General features: G+C 69.7%; 13 protein-coding genes. 7 read left to right on the top strand and 6 right to left on the bottom strand.

All coding sequences use genetic code 11. From position 1 onward, the window contains the following. Positions 1-15: 15 nt before the first annotated feature. Positions 16-873: a diguanylate cyclase domain-containing protein gene (locus OU994_RS18585; protein WP_281607102.1), complete on the top strand. Its 858-nt coding sequence runs from the start codon at positions 16-18 to the stop codon at positions 871-873. Between the two features lie 51 nt (positions 874-924). Then, positions 925-1,935: an AraC family transcriptional regulator gene (locus OU994_RS18580; RefSeq protein WP_281607101.1), complete on the top strand. Its 1,011-nt coding sequence runs from the start codon at positions 925-927 to the stop codon at positions 1,933-1,935. A gap of 212 nt (positions 1,936-2,147) precedes the next feature. Here OU994_RS18580 and cphA read toward each other — a convergent pair whose 3' ends face one another. The 5 genes from cphA to OU994_RS18555 form a co-directional block, all read right to left on the bottom strand. Continuing rightward, complete coding sequence (cphA, locus tag OU994_RS18575) at positions 2,148-4,793, bottom strand: cyanophycin synthetase (protein WP_281607100.1); 2,646 nt, start codon at positions 4,791-4,793, stop codon at positions 2,148-2,150. Then, positions 4,790-5,728, bottom strand: a complete 939-nt coding sequence (locus OU994_RS18570; RefSeq protein WP_281607099.1) for a cyanophycinase — start codon at positions 5,726-5,728, stop codon at positions 4,790-4,792. Before OU994_RS18570 ends, cphA begins: the two co-directional genes overlap by 4 nt. Positions 5,729-5,760: 32 nt before the next feature. Then, complete coding sequence (locus tag OU994_RS18565; protein ID WP_281607098.1) at positions 5,761-6,657, bottom strand: isoaspartyl peptidase/L-asparaginase; 897 nt, start codon at positions 6,655-6,657, stop codon at positions 5,761-5,763. An 8-nt stretch (positions 6,658-6,665) separates the two neighbouring features. Further along, entirely contained in the window at positions 6,666-7,724 is a 1,059-nt protein-coding gene (locus tag OU994_RS18560; RefSeq protein ID WP_281607097.1) for a class I SAM-dependent methyltransferase, read from the bottom strand. Positions 7,725-7,791: 67 nt separating this feature from the next. Further along, positions 7,792-9,228, bottom strand: a complete 1,437-nt coding sequence (locus tag OU994_RS18555; protein WP_281607096.1) for an iron-containing redox enzyme family protein — start codon at positions 9,226-9,228, stop codon at positions 7,792-7,794. Positions 9,229-9,492: 264 nt separating this feature from the next. On the opposite strand from OU994_RS18555, the gene OU994_RS18550 reads away from it, so the two are divergent. Next, positions 9,493-10,701: a glycosyltransferase gene (locus OU994_RS18550; RefSeq protein WP_281607095.1), complete on the top strand. Its 1,209-nt coding sequence runs from the start codon at positions 9,493-9,495 to the stop codon at positions 10,699-10,701. Between the two features lie 64 nt (positions 10,702-10,765). Here the strand turns inward: OU994_RS18550 and OU994_RS18545 are convergent, their stop codons facing one another. After that, positions 10,766-11,836 carry a flavodoxin family protein gene (locus OU994_RS18545; RefSeq protein ID WP_281607094.1) on the bottom strand — a complete coding sequence of 357 codons (1,071 nt, stop codon included), beginning with the start codon at positions 11,834-11,836 and terminating at the stop codon, positions 10,766-10,768. 180 nt (positions 11,837-12,016) lie between these two features. Between OU994_RS18545 and OU994_RS18540 the strand changes: the two genes are divergently transcribed. From OU994_RS18540 to OU994_RS18525, 4 genes are read left to right on the top strand one after another with little or no spacing between them, the layout of a single operon-like run. Then, entirely contained in the window at positions 12,017-13,411 is a 1,395-nt protein-coding gene (locus OU994_RS18540) for a class I SAM-dependent methyltransferase (protein ID WP_281607093.1), read from the top strand. 20 nt (positions 13,412-13,431) lie between these two features. Next, positions 13,432-14,751: a sensor histidine kinase gene (locus OU994_RS18535; protein WP_281607092.1), complete on the top strand. Its 1,320-nt coding sequence runs from the start codon at positions 13,432-13,434 to the stop codon at positions 14,749-14,751. Further along, a complete protein-coding gene (locus OU994_RS18530; protein WP_281607091.1) occupies positions 14,751-15,998 on the top strand; it encodes a hybrid sensor histidine kinase/response regulator in 1,248 nt (415 codons plus the stop codon). Before OU994_RS18535 ends, OU994_RS18530 begins: the two co-directional genes overlap by 1 nt. Continuing rightward, the gene (locus tag OU994_RS18525) at positions 15,995-16,972 is read left to right on the top strand and encodes a response regulator (protein ID WP_281607090.1); all 978 of its coding nucleotides are present in this window, start codon (positions 15,995-15,997) and stop codon (positions 16,970-16,972) included. The genes OU994_RS18530 and OU994_RS18525 overlap by 4 nt, the downstream gene beginning before the upstream one ends. The last annotated feature ends 59 nt before the right edge of the window (positions 16,973-17,031 follow it).

The raw sequence follows: 17,031 nt of genomic DNA, 5'->3' as shown, positions 1-17,031 counted from the left end.
CTAGGCTGGCCGGTCATGAACACGTTCCAACGCCCCGCACTCATCGCCGCCGGCCTGGCCGGCATCCTCGTCGCCGTGCTGTTTGCCGGTGCCGGCATGGCCATCCCGCCCGGCGCCTGGAAATGGTTCGACATCGCCAGCGAGGGCGGCACGGCGCTGGTGGCCGCCGCGTGGTGCCTGGTCGTGCTCGGCGCCCGGCCCGACGGCCAGGTGACGCGCCTGCTGGCGGCCGGTTTCGCCGCCATCGCGCTGGGCTCGTGGGCCGACTGCATGGACGAGATCTTCGCCGTCGACAAGGCGGCGCTGTGGGACAACGCGCTGGAAGCGCTGGTCCCGCTCGGCATGGTGATCCTCACCGCCGGCATGGTGTTCTGGCGCCAGGAGCAGGCCAGCCTGACCGAACACCTGAAGAAACGCGAGCGGCTGTTCCGCGACCACCGCGCCTTCGACCGCGTGACCCAACTGGCCGACGCCCGCTACCTGCGCGCCCACCTCGAACGGCAGCGCGGCGGCGGCGCCCTGGTGCTGCTCGATATTGACGGCTTCCACCGCATCAACCGCGAGCACGGCCAGGCCGAGGGCGACCGGGTGCTGCAGGCCGTCAGCCACATGCTGCTGCTGAACCTGCGCAACGACGACCTGCTGTGCCGCTATGCGGGCGACCGGTTCGCGGTGCTGATGCCGGACCTGTCCGAGGCGGCGGCGCGCGACGCGGCGCGCCACCTGTGCGTGATGGTGGCGATGATGCGCCACCATGCAGGCAGCATGGCTGTGCCGCTGACCTTGCGCCACAGCTGCGCGCCGGCCGGCGCCAGCGCCGGCCGCACGCCGGACATGGTGCTCGCCGACCTGTGCCGCCAGGTGGATGCGTGAAGGCGGGCGCATGACGGCGGCACCTGAACGCCTGCACATGAAGGAGGGCACATGAGCGCGTGGCGCGGCGCCGCCGAGCCGTCGATTCCCGCGCAGCAGCAGCCGGCCCTGGTGCTGGCGTATGCCCGGTCGCGCGACATCGATGACGCCATGCTGCTGCGCGGTACCGGCCTGGAAGGGGGCGCGGTGCCGGGCACGCTGGTGGCGCCGGCCCAGTACCTGCAGCTGCTGGGCAATGCGCTGCGCCTGCTGGACAGCCCGGATACCAGCTTCATGCTGGGCCAGCAACTGCTGCCGGGGCACGACGGCGCGCCCAGCAACGCGCTGGTGCAGGCACCCAGCCTGCGCGAGGCGCTGGCGATCCTGTGCCGCTGGCATGCGCGCCTGACGCCGCTGCTGCGGCCCCGGCTGGAAACCTGGGATGGCATGGCGGCGCTGTACTGGGTCGACAGCCATGGCGCGCCGGGCTTGCGGCCGGCGCTGGTGGTAATGCACATGACATCCGTGGTGGCGCTGTGCCGCTGGCTGGGCGGCGAACGCCTGCCGTGGCGCTTCTGTTTCAACCGCGGCGCACCCCGCCACGTGGAGCAGCACCACGTGCACCTGGGCAGCGCGCTGCGCTTCGATTGCCAGTTCGACGCGATGCTGATCGAGGATGCCTGGCTGGACCGGCCATGGCCGCGCGGCAGCGCGATGGCCGCCGGGCTGGCGCTGCGCGCCGCCGAGGGCGAGCCGGAACGGCCGGCCGGGCTGCTGGCCGCGCTGTACGACTACCTGCTGGAGCGCGTGCGCGCCGCGCCGGCGCTGGAACGGGCGGCCGCCGATTTCGGCGTCAGCCCGGCCACCCTGAAGCGGCAGCTGGCGCGGCACGGCACGCATTTCCAGGCCGAACTCGACCAGGTGCGCACGCACGTGGCGCTGTGGATGTTTCATGCCCAGGGCGCCGACAACGAGGCCGTGGCGCGCTACCTGGGCTTCCACGACGCCGCCAACTTCCGGCGCTCGTTCAAGCGGTGGACAGGGGTGACGCCGTGGCTGCTGCGGATGGGGCTGGCGGGTTGAGGGGCGGGCATTCCACGTGCACCTGATGGAAGCCGTAGGTGACTCATTGCGAAAAGACTAAAAGCACATGCATTCACCCCGACGGCGAAATGCTGGGGTCAGACCCGGCGGGTCTGACCCCGGAATTTGCACTTGGGGTGGCTTATGCAAGCGGCGTGTGGGACAGAACCCTGCTGTACCGCCACTCAGGCGCAATCGCTGGCCCGCCACGATCACGCCCCGGCCAGCGCGGCCTGCTCGGCGATCTTCTGCGCGCTGGCCGGATCGCTTTCCCGCAGCGCCTCGACGACCTCGTTCAGCGACGAGCCGCAGGCGAACACCATCACGTCGCCGGGCTGGCACAGCGACAGGCCGTGGCGCAGCGCCTCGTGCCCGTCCAGCCGGCTGTGGACCGCTTCCGGCGCTTTGGCGCTGGCGGCGGCGCCGTCCAGCATCAACCGCGCGCACTCGCCGGCGCCGCGGCCCCGGTTGTTCGATTCGTAGACGACGATCTCGTCGAAGCCCCGCGCGCAGGTTTCGCCGACGGCTTCCAGGTCCTGGTCGCGGCGGTCCCCCGGCGCGGTGATGACGCCCACCGCGCGGCCCTTCGACAGGCCGCGCGCCATGCACGACAGCGCGGCGTACGCGGCCGGATTGTGCGCGTAGTCGACCACCACGGTCACGCCGCGCACGTCGAACACGTTGCTGCGCAGCGGGTTGTTGCGGCCATCGGACACGAAGCTGGCCAGGCCGGCGGCGATGCGTTCCGGCGTGAAGCCCGAGGCGAGCAGGGCGGCGGCGGCGGCCAGGCCGTTGGCGATGTTGTAGCGCGCGTGGCCGCCCAGCGTGGACGGCATGTCTTCCGCGCGCAGCAGCACCTGGTGGCGCGTGCCGTCGGCGATCACCAGCCGGCCGTCGTGCAGGTAGGCGCCGCGGCCGCCGTGGTGCAGGTGCTTCAGCAGCACAGGATTGTCCGGATCGAGCGCGAAGAACAGGATCTCGACCCGGTCCGCGAGGCGGCTCGCCATGCGCACGCAGTGGCGGTCCTCGGCATTGAGCACCACACAGCGCGACGCGGCGCTGGCCACCACGCCTTTCACGCGCGCCAGGTCTTCCACGGTATTGACGCCCTCCAGGCCCAGGTGGTCGGCACTGATGTTCAGCACCACGGCCACGTCGCACCGGTCGAACGCCAGGCCGCGCTTGAGGATGCCGCCCCGCGCCGTTTCCAGCACGGCGAAATCGACCGTCGGGTCGGTCAGCACGGTGCGCGCCGACCAGTAGCCGCTGCAATCGCCGCTGACGATGCGCCGGCCGTCGATGTACACGCCCTCGGTGGTCGTCACGCCGGTGCGCAGGCCGGCCATGCGCACGCAGTGGGCCGCCATCAGCGTGGTGGTGGTCTTGCCGTTGGTTCCGGTAATGGCGATCACGGGGATGCGGCCATCGTCGCCGCCGTACATCGCTTCGACGATCGCGTCGCCGGCGTCGCGCGGCGTGCCGGCGGCCGGGTATTGATGCATTCGGATTCCCGGCGCGGCGTTCACCTCGATGATGGCGCCGCCCTGTTCGGCCAGCGGCCTGGAAATATCGCGGCAGACCAGGTCGATGCCGGCCACGTCCAGCCCGATCTTTTGGGCCGCGCGCACGCAGGCGGCGCGGGTGTCGCCGGGCAGGAGGTCCGTCACATCCTCGGCGGTGCCGCCGGTGGACAGGTTGGCGTTGCCGCGCAGCGTGACGGGTACGCCCACCGGCGGCACGCTGTCGAAGCCGTAGCCCTGTTTCCGCAGGGCTTGCAGCGCATGATCGTCGAGCGGGATCTGCGTCAGGATATTGGCATGTCCCTTGCCCCGCGCCGGATTGCCGTTCTCGATGGCGACCAGTTCGCGGACCGTGCGGTGGCCATCGCCGGTCACGCAGGGGGGGCGCCGCAGCGATGCCGCCGCGACCACGTCGCCGGTGACGAGCACGCGGTAGTCATGGCCTTCGATGAAGCGCTCGACGATCACGCTGCGCGAGAACTTGCGGGCCGCCTCGAAGGCCGCGGCCACTTCTTCGGGCGTGGTGCATTGCGTCGTCACACCCTTGCCCTGGTTGGCGTCGAGCGGTTTCACGGTCACCGTGCCGCGCAGCCGGCGCGCCGCGCGCAGCGCTTCGTCGGCGCTGGCCACCACGCTGCCGCCCGGCACCGGCACGCCGGCTTCCTTCAGCAGCGTCTTGGTCAGCTGCTTGTCGCTGGCGATGCGGCAGGCGATGTTGCCGGCGTCGCCCGTCATGGTGGCCTGCAGCCGCTTTTGCCGGCTGCCCCAGCCCAGCTGGAACAGGTTGCCCGTTTCAGCGACGCGGAAGTACGGGATGCGGCGGCGGCGCGCCGCCTGCAGGATCGCCTTCGTGCTGGTGCCGATGGCGTGGCGCTCGGCCGTCTGGCGCAGCGCCGCCAGCGGCGCATCCAGGTCGAACGGCTGGCCGGCGGCCAGCGCGCCCACCAAAGCCATGGCCAGGTCGAACGCTTCCTGCGCCACCGCCTCGATCTTGTAGGCGCACACCACGCGGAACACGCCGGGCTGGCCGCGCATGCGGCGCGTGCGGCCGAAGCCCGCCGGCGTGCCGGCCAGGCACTGCAGCTCGAGCGTGACATGTTCGATGATGTGGCCCATGTAGGTACCGTCGCGCAGCCGCTCGGCGAAACCGCCGTAGTGGCCGGGCGAGCAGCGGTGCGCCATCAGGCTGGGCATCAGGGCCAGCAGCGCGTCGGTGAAGCCGGGAATCGCCGTCGACGGCACGTCGTGCAGCTCGCCCAGGTCCAGGATCGTCAAGAGGCACGGCCGCGCCGCGTACAGGTTGGGGCCGCGCAGCACGCGCTGGTCCAGGATCTTCATGACAGGGGATTCCTCTTGGTGACGTTGCGGACGAAGTCGTTCAGGGCGGCCGGCGTGTCGCGGGTGGCGCCCGGCGGCAGCTGGTGCGGGTGGTGGATTTCCTCGGGCAGCGCGAAGCTGCTGGCGGTCGGCAGCAGGTGCAGGCGCACGTCGATCAGCTGCGGCGTGCCGCCGGCGGGAATGTCGGCGACGTTCGAGATCATCGTGCGCCCGTCGACCACGGTCACGCTGCCGGCGCCGATCACTTCGATGCCGACGCCCCGCTCGACCACCAGCGCGGTGTCCTCGTCGATGCCGATGCCCAGCAGGTAGGGATTCTGCGCCACGATGGTGAGCAGGCGCGCCAACCGGTGGCGTTCGCTGAAATGCTGGTCGATGACGACCCGCTGCACGAAGCCGAGGCCGGCGCCCAGGCTGACGGAACCCTTTTCCGGCAGCAGGTCGGCCTTGCCGTCGGCCAGCATGTGGCCGCACATGGCGGACGCGCCGGCGCTGGTGCCGCCGATGCAGGCGCCCGATTCCTTCAGCGCGCCGTGCATGGCTTCGTCGAGCAGCGTGCCGCCGATCATGGCCAGCAGGCGCTTCTGGTCGCCGCCGGTCATCCAGATGCCTTCGCACTTGCGCACGCGCGCCGCCAGCCCGGCATCGTTGGCGGTGGCGCGGTCGGGAAGGTCGACGCGGATCACATCGCGCACGCCGATTTCGCGGAACACCTTGTCATAACGCCGCCACATCTCGTCGGGCACGCGGCTGGCCGCCGTGATGACGGCGATCGTACCCTGCGTGCCGCCGCTCAGCTGCACGAAGCGCGACAGGATATCCTTGCTGTTTTCCCGGTCTTCATGGCCGCCGACGATGACGAGGTGGCCGTGCTGGCTGCGGTCGAAATGCCCGTTCGCCTGCTCGTTCACTTGCCGACTCGCTTGCTGGCTCATTTGTTCACCCGCTTGCTCATTCACCTGGCCGCTCATGCGCGCTCCTCCGCGCAGGGCATTTCGCGGTTGCTGTGCATGGCCGCGCCGGTACGGTCGACGGCGATGATGCCCACGTCGATCTCTTGCGGCAGCAGGCCGACGCCGCGTCGCACCGCTTCGCCGATGGCCATGCCGCCGGCGATCCAGCCATACACGGTGTAGGCCAGCAGGTGGCGCACGATGTGCTCGCCGATGCCGGTGATGGCCACCGCGCCGTCGGCGCCGGCGTAGAAGCCGCTGCCGATGATCGGCGTATCGCCGACACGGCCCAGCAGCGACGGCGCCGGGCCGCCGGTGGAGCAGGCCACGGCGAAGTTGCCGGCGCCATCGCGCACCACGGCGCCCACCGTGTCGCACGGCGTGAATGCCGGCGGCGTGTCGTAGTTCCAGTAATCCTTGAAGGCGCGGTTGGCGATGCCCGGCGTGGCCGGTTCGCGGCCGCCGAGCGTGGCCATCAGGCGCGCGTGCTTGGCGCGCTGGCGTTCGCTGATTTCATGGTGGATTTCGAAGCCGGCGGTGCGCGCGAAACGCTCGGCGCCTTCGCCGGCCAGCAGCCAGTGCGGCGTGCCCGCCACGGCCTGTGCCACCAGCACGGGGTTCTTCACGCGCTGCAGGCAAGCCACGGCGCCCAGCGCGCCTTGCGAATCCATCACGGCGGCGTCCATTTCGACGGTACGGCCATCGAGGCACAGCACCGAGCCGCTGCCGGCGTTGTAGCGGCCGTCGTCTTCCAGCGCCACCACGGCGGCGACGGCGGCGTCGAGCGCACTGCCGCCGCCGGTGAGGCGGTCGAGGCCCGTGCGGGCGGCGAACACGCAGCCGTCATCCTGGTCGCGGCTGCCCCCCGCGCCACCGTGGGTGACGACGGTTGCCTGGAGTTGGTGAGTCATGATGTCTTTCAGTGCAGGGGTTTGGAAGCCTTCAGCCAGACGGCCGCGATGCGGTCCGCCTCGGCGTAGGCCGGGGTATCGAGTTCTTCGCCGAACACGTCGGGATCGATTTCCTCGTAGTGCCAGCTCATGCCGGCCTGGGCCAGCAGCGGTTCGATGCGGCGCAGGAACGGGTCGTCGTTGTGGAGCATCGCCACGCCCGTGTACAGCAGCAGGCTGCCGCCCGGCGCCAGGCGGGTGATCGCCTGCTTCGTCAGCGCCAGCGACAGCCCGGCGCCCAGCTCGCCGCCGCCGTGGCGGTAGGCGCGCTCGGACTTGTCGAGCAGGTAGGGCGGATTCGAGACGATCAGGTCGAAGTCTCCCGGCACGTCCGACAGCAGGTTGCTGCGCTGGACGGCGACGTTCGGCAGCCCGGCCAGCTGCGCGTTCACGCGGCACAGGTGCATCGCCCGGTCGTTGATGTCGAGCGCCAGCACCTCGGCATTGGCGCAGCGGCGCGCGATCGTCAGCGCGCCCGGCCCGCCGCCGGCGCCCACGTCGGCGGCACGCCGCACCGGGCGGCCGGTGGCGGCGATCACGGCCAGTTCGGCGCGCAGCGCGCGCGCGAAGCGGTACGTATCGGGGCCGAAGAACACCGCGTCGGCCTCGCTGGTCGGATAGGCGGAATGGAAATACAGCACGCCATCGAGGGTGGACGCGCGCAGCGTGGAGCGCCAGCCGTCGCGGTGCGGCTGCGCGATGCCGGCGCGGACCATCAGCGCCAGCATCTCGGCCGGCAGCGCCTCGGCGCGGAACGGCCGGCTCCAGCCGAAGATGTCGGCCAGGTCGCGCGCCCAGACGTGGTCGCTGCGGCCCTTCACCCTGCTGTGGGTGGCCGGGGTGACCGTGGTGAATCGGTAGCCGGCGGCTTGCAGCGCGCGGCCCAGTTCGAGCAGGGCCGGCGCATCGGGCAATACCCCGGCACGCGGGGCGAGCGGGGCTGCTTCATGGGTGGAACGGTCGGCCGGCGCTGCGGTGGCCGGGAGCCCGAGGTCGGGCAAGCCCCCGCTGGCAGTGACATTCATCATCGTATCCCCTCGTGTCGTTATGCTTGTGGTGTCGTCGTGTGCTGTCGCTGCCGGCGGCGCGGCCGTGTCACTGCAGCAGGCGGGCGAACACCCGCGTGGCCATCAGGCCGGCGGATGTATGGTGCTGGTTCGGCGCCATCAGGCCGATCAGCAGCGCCATGGCCTCGTCCTTGCTGGCCGTGGCGGCCAGCTGGGCCTCGAGCAGGCGCAGTTCGCAGCCGATGGTCTGCCATGCATGCTCGTCGGCGGGGAAGGTATGCCGGATCACGCCGCGCGGCGCGGTGTTGCGGGCCGGCGCCGATTCCAGCGTGTCGAGGCTGCGGCGCAGCGCGCGGTGGCTCGGTACCCGGGCGATGACCGGCTCGCCGCCGTCGCGCGGGGTGACGATCCAGTCTTCCAGCAACTGCTGCTCGTAGGCGCTGAACACGCCGAACATCTCGGCGCGTTCGCCGTGGATCAGCTTCCAGAAGCGGCTGTTCTCGGCGGGCTCGCCACGGCGGATCCAGCCTTGCTGTTCCAGCTTTTCCAGGAACTGCGGGATCTGCGCCGGCTCGGCCAGCCAGTCGTTGATGGTGCGCCCGGCAACGCGGCAGTAATCCGAATGCATGTTCTTGCCGACCACTGCCTTGGCGGCCAGCATGGCGACGGTTTCCCGCTCCAGGTCGAACGCGGCGATCGCTTCCACCGTGCCGACGCCCAGGTCGTTCAGTCGGAAGCCGGCCGCCACGCGCCGCAGGAACGCGGCGCTGTCGCCCACCCGCGGCACCAGGCGCTTCAGGCCTTCCAGCGCCGTGTGGGCGTGGCCGGTATCGGCGTTGTCGACGGTGACGTGCAGCGTGAAGTAGTAGGGATCGATGCCCAGCTCGTTCAATTCGTACGACGTGATCAGCAGGTGCAGCGGCAGCTGCTCGTAGCCCAGGTTGTAGCCGACCAGTTCGGGCAGGAAGTCGTCGGCGCCGGCGGCCAGCGCGAGCTGGATCGCGCCCTGCACGAAGTGCCGTTCCGGCAGATCCTGCCAGTGCTCGCAGCCGTGCTGTTCGAGCAGCTTGCGGTAGATCGTCACGTGGTTCTTGTCCGGTACGCCATTGCCCAGCTCTTCCAGGTAGATGCGGATCAGGGCCTGGTAATCCGGGTCTTGCCAGCGCTCCAGCACGCCGTACAGCCAGGCGCCATCCACCAGCTTGGTGGGCGCCACGGCTTTCAGGAAGTAAAGGGCCTGCGAGCGTGTCTTGAAGAAGCGGCGCGGCGCGCCGTTCTTGCGTGCCGCCAGGTAGGCGCGGTACTCGGTGCCGACGGCATCCGTGTGGCGCGTGATCCATTGCGCCATTTCGTCCAGCGTGGCGGGCAGGTCGCAGGGCAGCGCCGCCGCCTCGGCCAGCCGGGCTTCGAGGTAGTCGGCCGCCAGGGCGGGGTCGGCACCGTCGTACAGGGCGTGGTAAACGGCCCTGGCGTCGCTGGTGTCGATGCCGGTTGCGGGACGTTGGGCGAGGGCGGTAGTAGGCATTCTTGTCTCTTTATTTGGGCGGAAGCGGGAGCTTCCCGGTCGTTGGGATGCAATGCCGGTAGTAAAGCGTTGTCATCTGTATAACGAGTATGCGATGGCACTGCTGCGCTGAGTAGCGGCTAGCATCCCGTGCCCGTGTAAGAGAGGGATTACAGCAATGAGACTTCCACTCATCGAACGCTCTCGTATAATGGTTGCGCCACGCGGTGGCACCGCCGACCGGCGGCATCGGCATCGCCCGGACGGGCGCCTGGAGTGAAACTCATGGCACACATCCACCTTGCCTGGGAAATCGGTGGCGGACTGGGGCACGCCGGCCGGCTGAAGACACTGGCCCGCGTGCTGCTCGCGCGCGGCCATCGCGTCAGCCTGTCGCTGCGCGACCTGGGATATACCCAGCGCGTGCTGGCCGACCTGCCGGTACCACGCTTCCAGGCCCCCGTCTGGCTGCACCGCACCGAGGGCATGCCGCCCAACCATGCCAGCCTGGCGGAGATCCTGCTGGCCGCCGGCTACCTGGAAGTGCCCGGCCTGGCCGGATTGACGGCCGGCTGGCGCGCCCTGTTCGACATGCTGCGCCCGGACCTCGCGGTGGCCGACTATGCGCCCACCGCGCTGCTGGCGGCGCGCACGCTGCACATCCCGACGGCGTCCGTCGGGATCGGTTTCTACAGTCCGCCCGCGGACCGCGCCTTGCCCTGCCTGCGCGACTGGGAAGGCGTGGCGCCGCAGCGCCTGGTGCGCGCCGAGGCGCACCTGCTCAACGTGGTCAATGCCGTGCTGGAAATGCACGGTGCGCCGGAGTTGCTGCACGCCGCGCGGCTGCTGCTGGGCGATGCGCCGCTGCTGTGCACGTGGCCGGAATTCGACCACTATGGCCGCACCGCGGCCGAGGGCGAGTGGATCGGGCCGGTGACGATGCCGCTCGGCGGCACCGTGCCGGCCTGGCCGCCCGGCACCGGTCCACGCGTATTTGCCTATCTGAAACACGATCATCCGGCCCATGGCGCCGTGCTGCAGGCGCTGGTCGACGAGGGTTGCCGGGTGCTGTGCTACCTGCCCGAGGTGGCGGGTGGCCGGCCGGCGCCGCTGGCGTCGCCCGCGATCGCGTATTCATCGCAACCGGTCGCCATCGAGGCCGCGCTGCACGGCGCGGCGCTGTGCGTGTGCCATGCCGGCGACGCGACGGTGGTGCAAGCCCTGCTGGCCGGCGTTCCCGTGCTGCTGCTGCCGATGCACCTGGAGCAGTTCCTGCTGGCGCGGCGGGTCGAGAGCTGGGGCGGCGGCATCAATGGCGCGCGGGTCAAGCCCGATGGCGACTGGCACGGCGCCGTGCGCTCGCTGCTCGACGATGATCGCTTCCGCGCCGCGGCCGCCGCGTTCGCGCACCGGCGCGGCGAACGCACCCTGCTGGAGCGGGCGGAACGGGTAGTGGACCTGTTCGAGCGGCAGGTCGCGGCGGCAGGCAGCTGAAGAAGCGAAACGGCGCGCGACCGGTCGCCAGGGCAGGGCCGGCCCGGCGGCCCGCTGTCGATGGCTACTTCGGCCGCGGCTTGCGCAGCCGCGCATCCGGCGGCACCAGCTTGCCGGCCCGGATCTGCCGCACCGCCTCCGCCACGGCGCGGGCGCTGTTGCGCACTTCCTCCTGCAGCGGCGCATCCCGGTCCAGCGTATCGTGGCTTTCCGCGTATGACTCGTAATAGCCGATGTACCGGTCGAACACGGCCTGCTGGCCGGCGCCGATCAGGCCCATCCAGTCGAGCCAGTCGGCCAGGTTGCGGCGCTGGCTTTCCACGCCCGCCACGTCGCCATGCACCACCACGCCATAGGCCCGCCCGGCCAGGTGCTTCGGGTAATCCCAGCCGCGCAATTCCAGTTCCTTGGCCTGTTCCGCATCCTTGCCGTGCGTGCTGGTCGGATCGGGGTTGCCGCCATCGGCGCACACCAGCCGGTCGATCATCGATTTCAGGGGCGAAGGCGACTGGTACCAGTAGGTGGGGGCGACGATCAGCACGCCGTGGGCCAGCACCCAGCGTTCGTAGATCTCGTTCATCCAGTCGTTGACCTGGTTCAGGCTGTGGTTCGGGTAGCAGCTGCAGGGCCAGTGGCACAGCGGCATCGCCGTCGATACGCAGCCCTTGCACGGGTGGATGTGGTGACTGTACGTGGAAGTGACCAGCGACAGGTCGAGCACGTCGACCTCGATGCCTTCTGTCTCCAGCGCCGTGCGCGCCCATTGCACCATGCGGTAGCTCTTCGACATTTCGCCCGGGCAGGTGCCGTCGTTGCGCGAGGCGCCGCAGATCACCAGCACGCGCGAGGGCGTGGCCGGATCCTTCTGGTGGCGCTCCGCGGCGGCCAGCTTGTCGCTGGCTTCCTTCCACTCCTTGGCCAGGTCGTAGTCCGGGTCGGCGAAGCCCGGGCCGGCCTTCACGGTGACCGGTGCCTTGCGGCTGTCGCAGTAGTTGCGCCAGGCGATTTCCTCCAGCCTGGCGATGTCGCCGCGCAGCGGATCGAAGCGGGGATCGTAGAACGATTGCGTGAACTTGCGGTGGAAGGCTTCCCGGTCCAGCTTGGCGGGCGCCTGGCCAGTGCGTACCTGCGTCATGGTGTCTCCTCCAGTAGCGCCAATGTCGCATCCGCCGCGTTCGGCGATCTGTACGGTACCGTACCGTCCAGGACAGTGTACTGCCGCGCTGTTGTCCCCCGGACGGCCGAGTGGCCTTCATTGCGGGCTCATCTACATCCATGTACACTCGACATTACTATTGCAAGCAAAAGCCCACTCGTGTATTCACCAACGCACATCGATCCGCTCGTCAGTTTCTACAATACCCAGGGCGAGGCGGTGCGCGCCACCATCGTCAACCTGCAGCGCCGCTCGCTCGTGATGGAAGTGTACAACCCGTGGTCGATCATCCAGGTCAGCGAAGTGCTGGGCGAACTGACGGTGCGGATGGGCGAGCGCGCCGTCTACGTCGGCAAGGCGGTGGTGAACAGCATCGTCAACACGGGCCTGACAGCCGTGGTGTCGGCCAGCCTGATCGACGAGTGGCGCGAACTGAGCGAAGTGGCGCTGGCGCCCGGGGTACTGGGCCGCAAGGCGCAGGCCTTCGTCGAGGAGTGGGGCGAGCGCTTCCGCATCCGGCGCGACTACCAGATCATCGTGAATGAAACGCGGGCGTTCCTGGCCAACGCGGCGCGCTGGCTGGAACAGGTGGACCTGTCCGACGTCACGTCCGGCGCGGGGCCCGCGGCGAAATTGCCCGACGAGTACTTCCAGGAACTGGCATTGCCGCTGATGGGCAAGATGAAGGCCTGTTTCGACCAGCTCAATCACGAGGCGTCGCTGGTCGACGAGGCGCTGGCGCCGGCGCACCGCGCGTTCGCCCAGGGCGCCCTGCATCCGCTGATCCTGCGCGCGCCGTTCGTGTTCCGCACGGTGACCAAGCCGCTCGGCTACGCGGGCGACTACCAGATGGTGAACCAGATCCTCGGCAACCCGCGCGAGGGGCCGAACACCTACTTCCAGGTGGTCAACACGGCATTCCTGCAAACCGCCGTGGCCACCGCCCACCGGCACCGCATCGATATCCTCGTGCAGTACCTGATCGGCCTGGCGCAGGGCGCGCGCGCCGCGGGGCGGCCGTTCCGCGTGCTCAACGTGGGCTGCGGCCCGGCCGAGGAAATCGCCCGCTTCCTGGAAAAGTTCGACCAGCCCGAGCTGCTGTCGTTCGAGCTGATGGATTTTTCGGCCGAAACGCTGGACTGGACCCGCCAGCGCCTCGACGCCGTGCAGCGCGCCACCGGCCGCCGCACCCGGATCGACTATGTGCAGGATTCGGTGCAGCAGCTGCTCAAGCGCCGCCAGCCGGTGGACGGCGGCGCCGAATTCGACGCGGTGTATTGCGCCGGCCTGTTCGACTACCTGTCGGACAAGGTGTGCGCGCGGCTCACCAGCCACTTCGCCGCGCGCACGCGGCCCGGCGGCCGGATGCTGGTCACCAATGTGCACAGCGCCAACCCGGAGCGCTTCAGCATGGAGCATATCCTCGAGTGGTACCTGGTCTACCGCGACGAGGCCCGGATGGAGGCGATCCTGCCGGCGCGGCGCGGCGAAACGCACCTGTACACGGATCCGACCGGGGTGAACGTGTTCGCCGAAACCACGGTCCAGCCCTGATGGCCGCCGCCGCGAGACCGATGCGCGGCAGCTACGCGAAGGAGCTGGCCGGTTTCCACCTGATGCAAAGCCGGGCCTGCGCGGTCACCGTGATCGTGCTGGTGCTGCTGGGCTTCGTGCTCGACTTCGCCGTGTATCCGGAGATGATGGGGCGCTTCGCCGTGGCGCGCTTCATCACCAGCATCGGCGTGCTGGCCGGCCTCGGCGTGCTGTACACGGGCTTCGGCAAGCGCCACGTGCACGCCGTGACGTTCGTCTGGCTGACCTTCCCCCAGGCGATGATCGCGTGGATGATCCACGCCACGCAGGGCGAGGCATCGCTGTTCTACGCCGGTATCATCCTGACCATCTTCGCGGTCGGCACGCTGTTCCCGGTCGGCTTCATGTACACGATGGCCTACGGCGTGCTGACGCTGCTGGCCTACTGGATCGCCTGCACCACCCGGCCTGAGGGGGTGACCGACCATGCGCAGTTCCTCTTCCACGCGACGATCATCCTGTTCTCTGTGGCCGCCAGCACGGTGTACACCTTCTACAACGAGCGGGGGCGGCGCCAGCTGTTCGAGCTGAAGGAAGAACTGGCGGAGAAGAACGACGAGCTGGAACACACCAACCGCAGTCTCGCCGAGATCAAGGGCCAGATGCTGCAGCAGGAAAAGATGGCGGCCCTGGGTACGCTGTCGGCCGGCCTGCTCCACGAGGTGAACAACCCCGTCAACTTCTGCCTGATGGCGATCGACGTGGCGCTGGAAGACCCGGTGGCGCAAGGCAGCCCGATGCTGCTCGAATGCCTCGACGATGCCAGGCAGGGCATGCAGCGGGTGCAGTACATCGTGTCGGACCTGAAGACGTTCGCCTACCGCAAGGAACATACCGGCAGCGACGCGTTCGTGCTGGAGCGGGCGGTCGACGCGGCGGTGCGGCTGGTCGGCCATGAAACCAAGGGGATCGCGATCCGGCGCGAGATCGCCGTGGCCACCCTGGTGCAGGGCGACGAGGCGGCCATCGTCGGCGTGCTGATCAACCTGCTCGGAAATGCCGCGCTGGCGCTGCGCAAGGGTGGCACGGCGGCGCCGGAAATCGTCATCGGCGCCTGCGACGACGGTGCGCGCCTGCGCGTCACGGTGCGCGACAACGGGCCCGGCATCGAGCCGGAACACCTGAGCCGCGTGTTCGAACCGTTCTTCACCACCCGCGAGGTGGGCCAGGGCCTGGGGCTCGGGCTGTCGATCTGCTATAGCGTGATCGAACGGCACGGCGGGCGCCTGACGGCGGAGAGCATGCCGGGAGAATGGACCAGATTTACATTCGACCTGCCACGGGCAGGCGGGGAGCGTTGATGGAACAGGTCGTGGAAAGCGGCACGCCGACCGTGCTGTACGTGGACGACGAGGACATGGCCCGCAAGTATTTCGGGCGTGCCTTCGGCAGTGAATACCGGGTGCTGACCGCGCCCGGCGTGGATGCGGCGCTGGCAGTGCTGGCCGACCACGAAGTCGATGTGCTGATTACCGATTACCGCATGCCGGGCAAGGCCGGCAGCGTGCTGCTGCGCGAGGTCGAGCGGACCTGGCCGGGCCTGGTGCGCATCCTGGTCACCGCCTACGCGGACAAGGAAGTGCTGCTGGAAGCGGTGAATGGCGGCGACGTGTTCCGCGTGCTGGAAAAGCCGGTGCGCCAGGACGCCTTCCGCGAGGTGTTGGGCCAGGCCAGCGCGGAAGCGATCCGCCGGGCCCGCGACCGCGCCGCGCGCGACCACGGCCTGCTGGCGGTGGAAGAGACGGTGGCGTTCCTGTCGCATGAACTGGGCGCGCCGCTGGCGACGATCGCCGGCTTTGCGCGCGCGCTGGCGCAGCGGGTCAACGACACCCGGGAGGAGCCGGGCGGGGCGTTCGACCGGCTGCCGGTACGTGCCCAGGTCGGCAACGCCGTGGCCCACATCGACGATAATGCGCGCTATTGCCGGGCGGTGCTCGATGCCCTGGTCGATTCCGTCAAGCGCGCGGCGCTGGCGCCGGCGGCCAGGCTGGCTGGCGGCAGCGCCCACCGGATGGTGACGGCGATGCTGGACTCGTATCCGATGAGTGACGGCGAGCGGGCCGCCGTCACGGTCGACGTGCTCCACGACTTCGCGATCCGCGCGGCGCCGAACTGCGTGGCGCTGGTCTTGTCCGCGTTGCTCGACAATGGCTTGCGCGCGCTGCGCGGCCGGCCTGCACCGCGGCTGCGCGTGACGGTCGGTGCCGGCGCGCGGCCGGCCATCGCCGTCGAGCATAATGGCGCCTGCGCCGCACCCGATATCGTGCACCGGCTGCAGCTCGACCCGGTGCCGATGCACGGCGTGGACGGCGACGGCTGGGACCTGATCTTCTGCAACCGCGTGATGCGTTCGTTCGGCGGCCACCTGCGTGTCCAGCCGGGGACGGCCGCGCTGGACGGCGGGCAAGACAGGGAACGGGACCGCGAATCGGACCAGGAGCCAGGCCAGCAGCCAGGCCAGCAATACCAGAAACAACCCTCTACAAGAATAAGCCGGGGAATGACCGTCACGATGAACTTCCCCGGATCGCCAAAGGAACAAGCATGAGCGACGCCGCCAAATCACTGCCAGCCATCCTGTACGTCGACGACGAGCCGACGGCCCTGAAGTATTTCCAGCGCGCGCTGGCCGCGCAAGCCACCGTGTACACGGCGGGATCCGTCGAGGAAGGCAAGCGCATGCTGGACCAGCATGCCGAGTCCATCGCCGTGCTGGTGTCCGACCAGCGCATGCCGGGCGCGTACGGCAACGAACTGCTGTTCTATGCGTGGGACAGGTACCCGCACATCGTGCGCATCCTGACCACGGCGTACTCGGAAATGGCGCACACCGTCGAAGCGGTCAACCAGGGACAGATCCACCGCTATATCCAGAAACCCTGGGACATCGCCGCGCTGCGCATGGAGATGCGCCAGGCGGTCGAGCTGGCACGGCTGCGGCGCGAGCATGCCCAGCTGCTGCGCGAGAAGCTGCTGATCCGCCAGAAGCAGGCGGTGGCCAACCGCATCGGCACGCTGTACGCCCTGTGCGCCGGCGTGGCCGCCGATGCCGCCGCGGTGCCGGTCGATGCCTACCTGTCGGCGGCGTTGTGCGCCGGCCTGACCCCGCCGGAACCGGACTGGCTGATGATGGATTACTCGGACCTGATCAGTTCCGAAGCCTTCCGCGGCGCCGCGTTCGGGTGCCTGGTGCGGGCCAGGCTCGATGCGCTGGCCGGCGGCGGCGCCGTGCCGGGCGACGTGTTCGGCTTGCTGGAGGAGGCGTTCGACGATGGCTTCCAGCGCAGCGCCGACGGCGGCGTCATCGTGCACACCGCGCGCCTGACCGAATTCCTCGAGACGCCCACCGCCAGCGCGGTGTCGAGCACGCATGCGGCCTGGCTGGCGTTGCTGCTGTGGCTGGGCCGGCACGGCCAGACGCTGCAGGTGTCCGGCGGGCCGGAAGGCGTCCGCGTGCGCCTCGCGCCAATCGATGCTGCGCCGACGCCGCAAGCGCTGGCCGGCTGGATCGAGCAGTTCTGATACTCGTGCGCCCGGCCGGCGGCGCTTTCGCTACCATGGAACAAACATCGACCATGGAG

Origin of the sequence: Pseudoduganella sp. SL102, assembly GCF_027856995.1 — a bacterium.
Classification (GTDB): Bacteria; Pseudomonadota; Gammaproteobacteria; order Burkholderiales; family Burkholderiaceae_D; genus Rugamonas; species Rugamonas albidiflava.
The sequence above is the reverse complement of the archived record's forward strand: the minus strand, read 5'-3'. Positions and strand labels throughout refer to the sequence as shown.

Coding starts and splice junctions, on each gene's coding strand:
- OU994_RS18585 (WP_281607102.1), top strand. CDS start 16: ATGAACACGTTCCAACGCCCCGCACTCATCGCCGCCGGCCTGGCCGGC.
- OU994_RS18580 (WP_281607101.1), top strand. CDS start 925: ATGAGCGCGTGGCGCGGCGCCGCCGAGCCGTCGATTCCCGCGCAGCAG.
- cphA (WP_281607100.1), bottom strand. CDS start 4,793: ATGAAGATCCTGGACCAGCGCGTGCTGCGCGGCCCCAACCTGTACGCG.
- OU994_RS18570 (WP_281607099.1), bottom strand. CDS start 5,728: ATGAGCCAGCAAGCGAGTCGGCAAGTGAACGAGCAGGCGAACGGGCAT.
- OU994_RS18565 (WP_281607098.1), bottom strand. CDS start 6,657: ATGACTCACCAACTCCAGGCAACCGTCGTCACCCACGGTGGCGCGGGG.
- OU994_RS18560 (WP_281607097.1), bottom strand. CDS start 7,724: ATGATGAATGTCACTGCCAGCGGGGGCTTGCCCGACCTCGGGCTCCCG.
- OU994_RS18555 (WP_281607096.1), bottom strand. CDS start 9,228: ATGCCTACTACCGCCCTCGCCCAACGTCCCGCAACCGGCATCGACACC.
- OU994_RS18550 (WP_281607095.1), top strand. CDS start 9,493: ATGGCACACATCCACCTTGCCTGGGAAATCGGTGGCGGACTGGGGCAC.
- OU994_RS18545 (WP_281607094.1), bottom strand. CDS start 11,836: ATGACGCAGGTACGCACTGGCCAGGCGCCCGCCAAGCTGGACCGGGAA.
- OU994_RS18535 (WP_281607092.1), top strand. CDS start 13,432: ATGCGCGGCAGCTACGCGAAGGAGCTGGCCGGTTTCCACCTGATGCAA.
- OU994_RS18530 (WP_281607091.1), top strand. CDS start 14,751: ATGGAACAGGTCGTGGAAAGCGGCACGCCGACCGTGCTGTACGTGGAC.
- OU994_RS18525 (WP_281607090.1), top strand. CDS start 15,995: ATGAGCGACGCCGCCAAATCACTGCCAGCCATCCTGTACGTCGACGAC.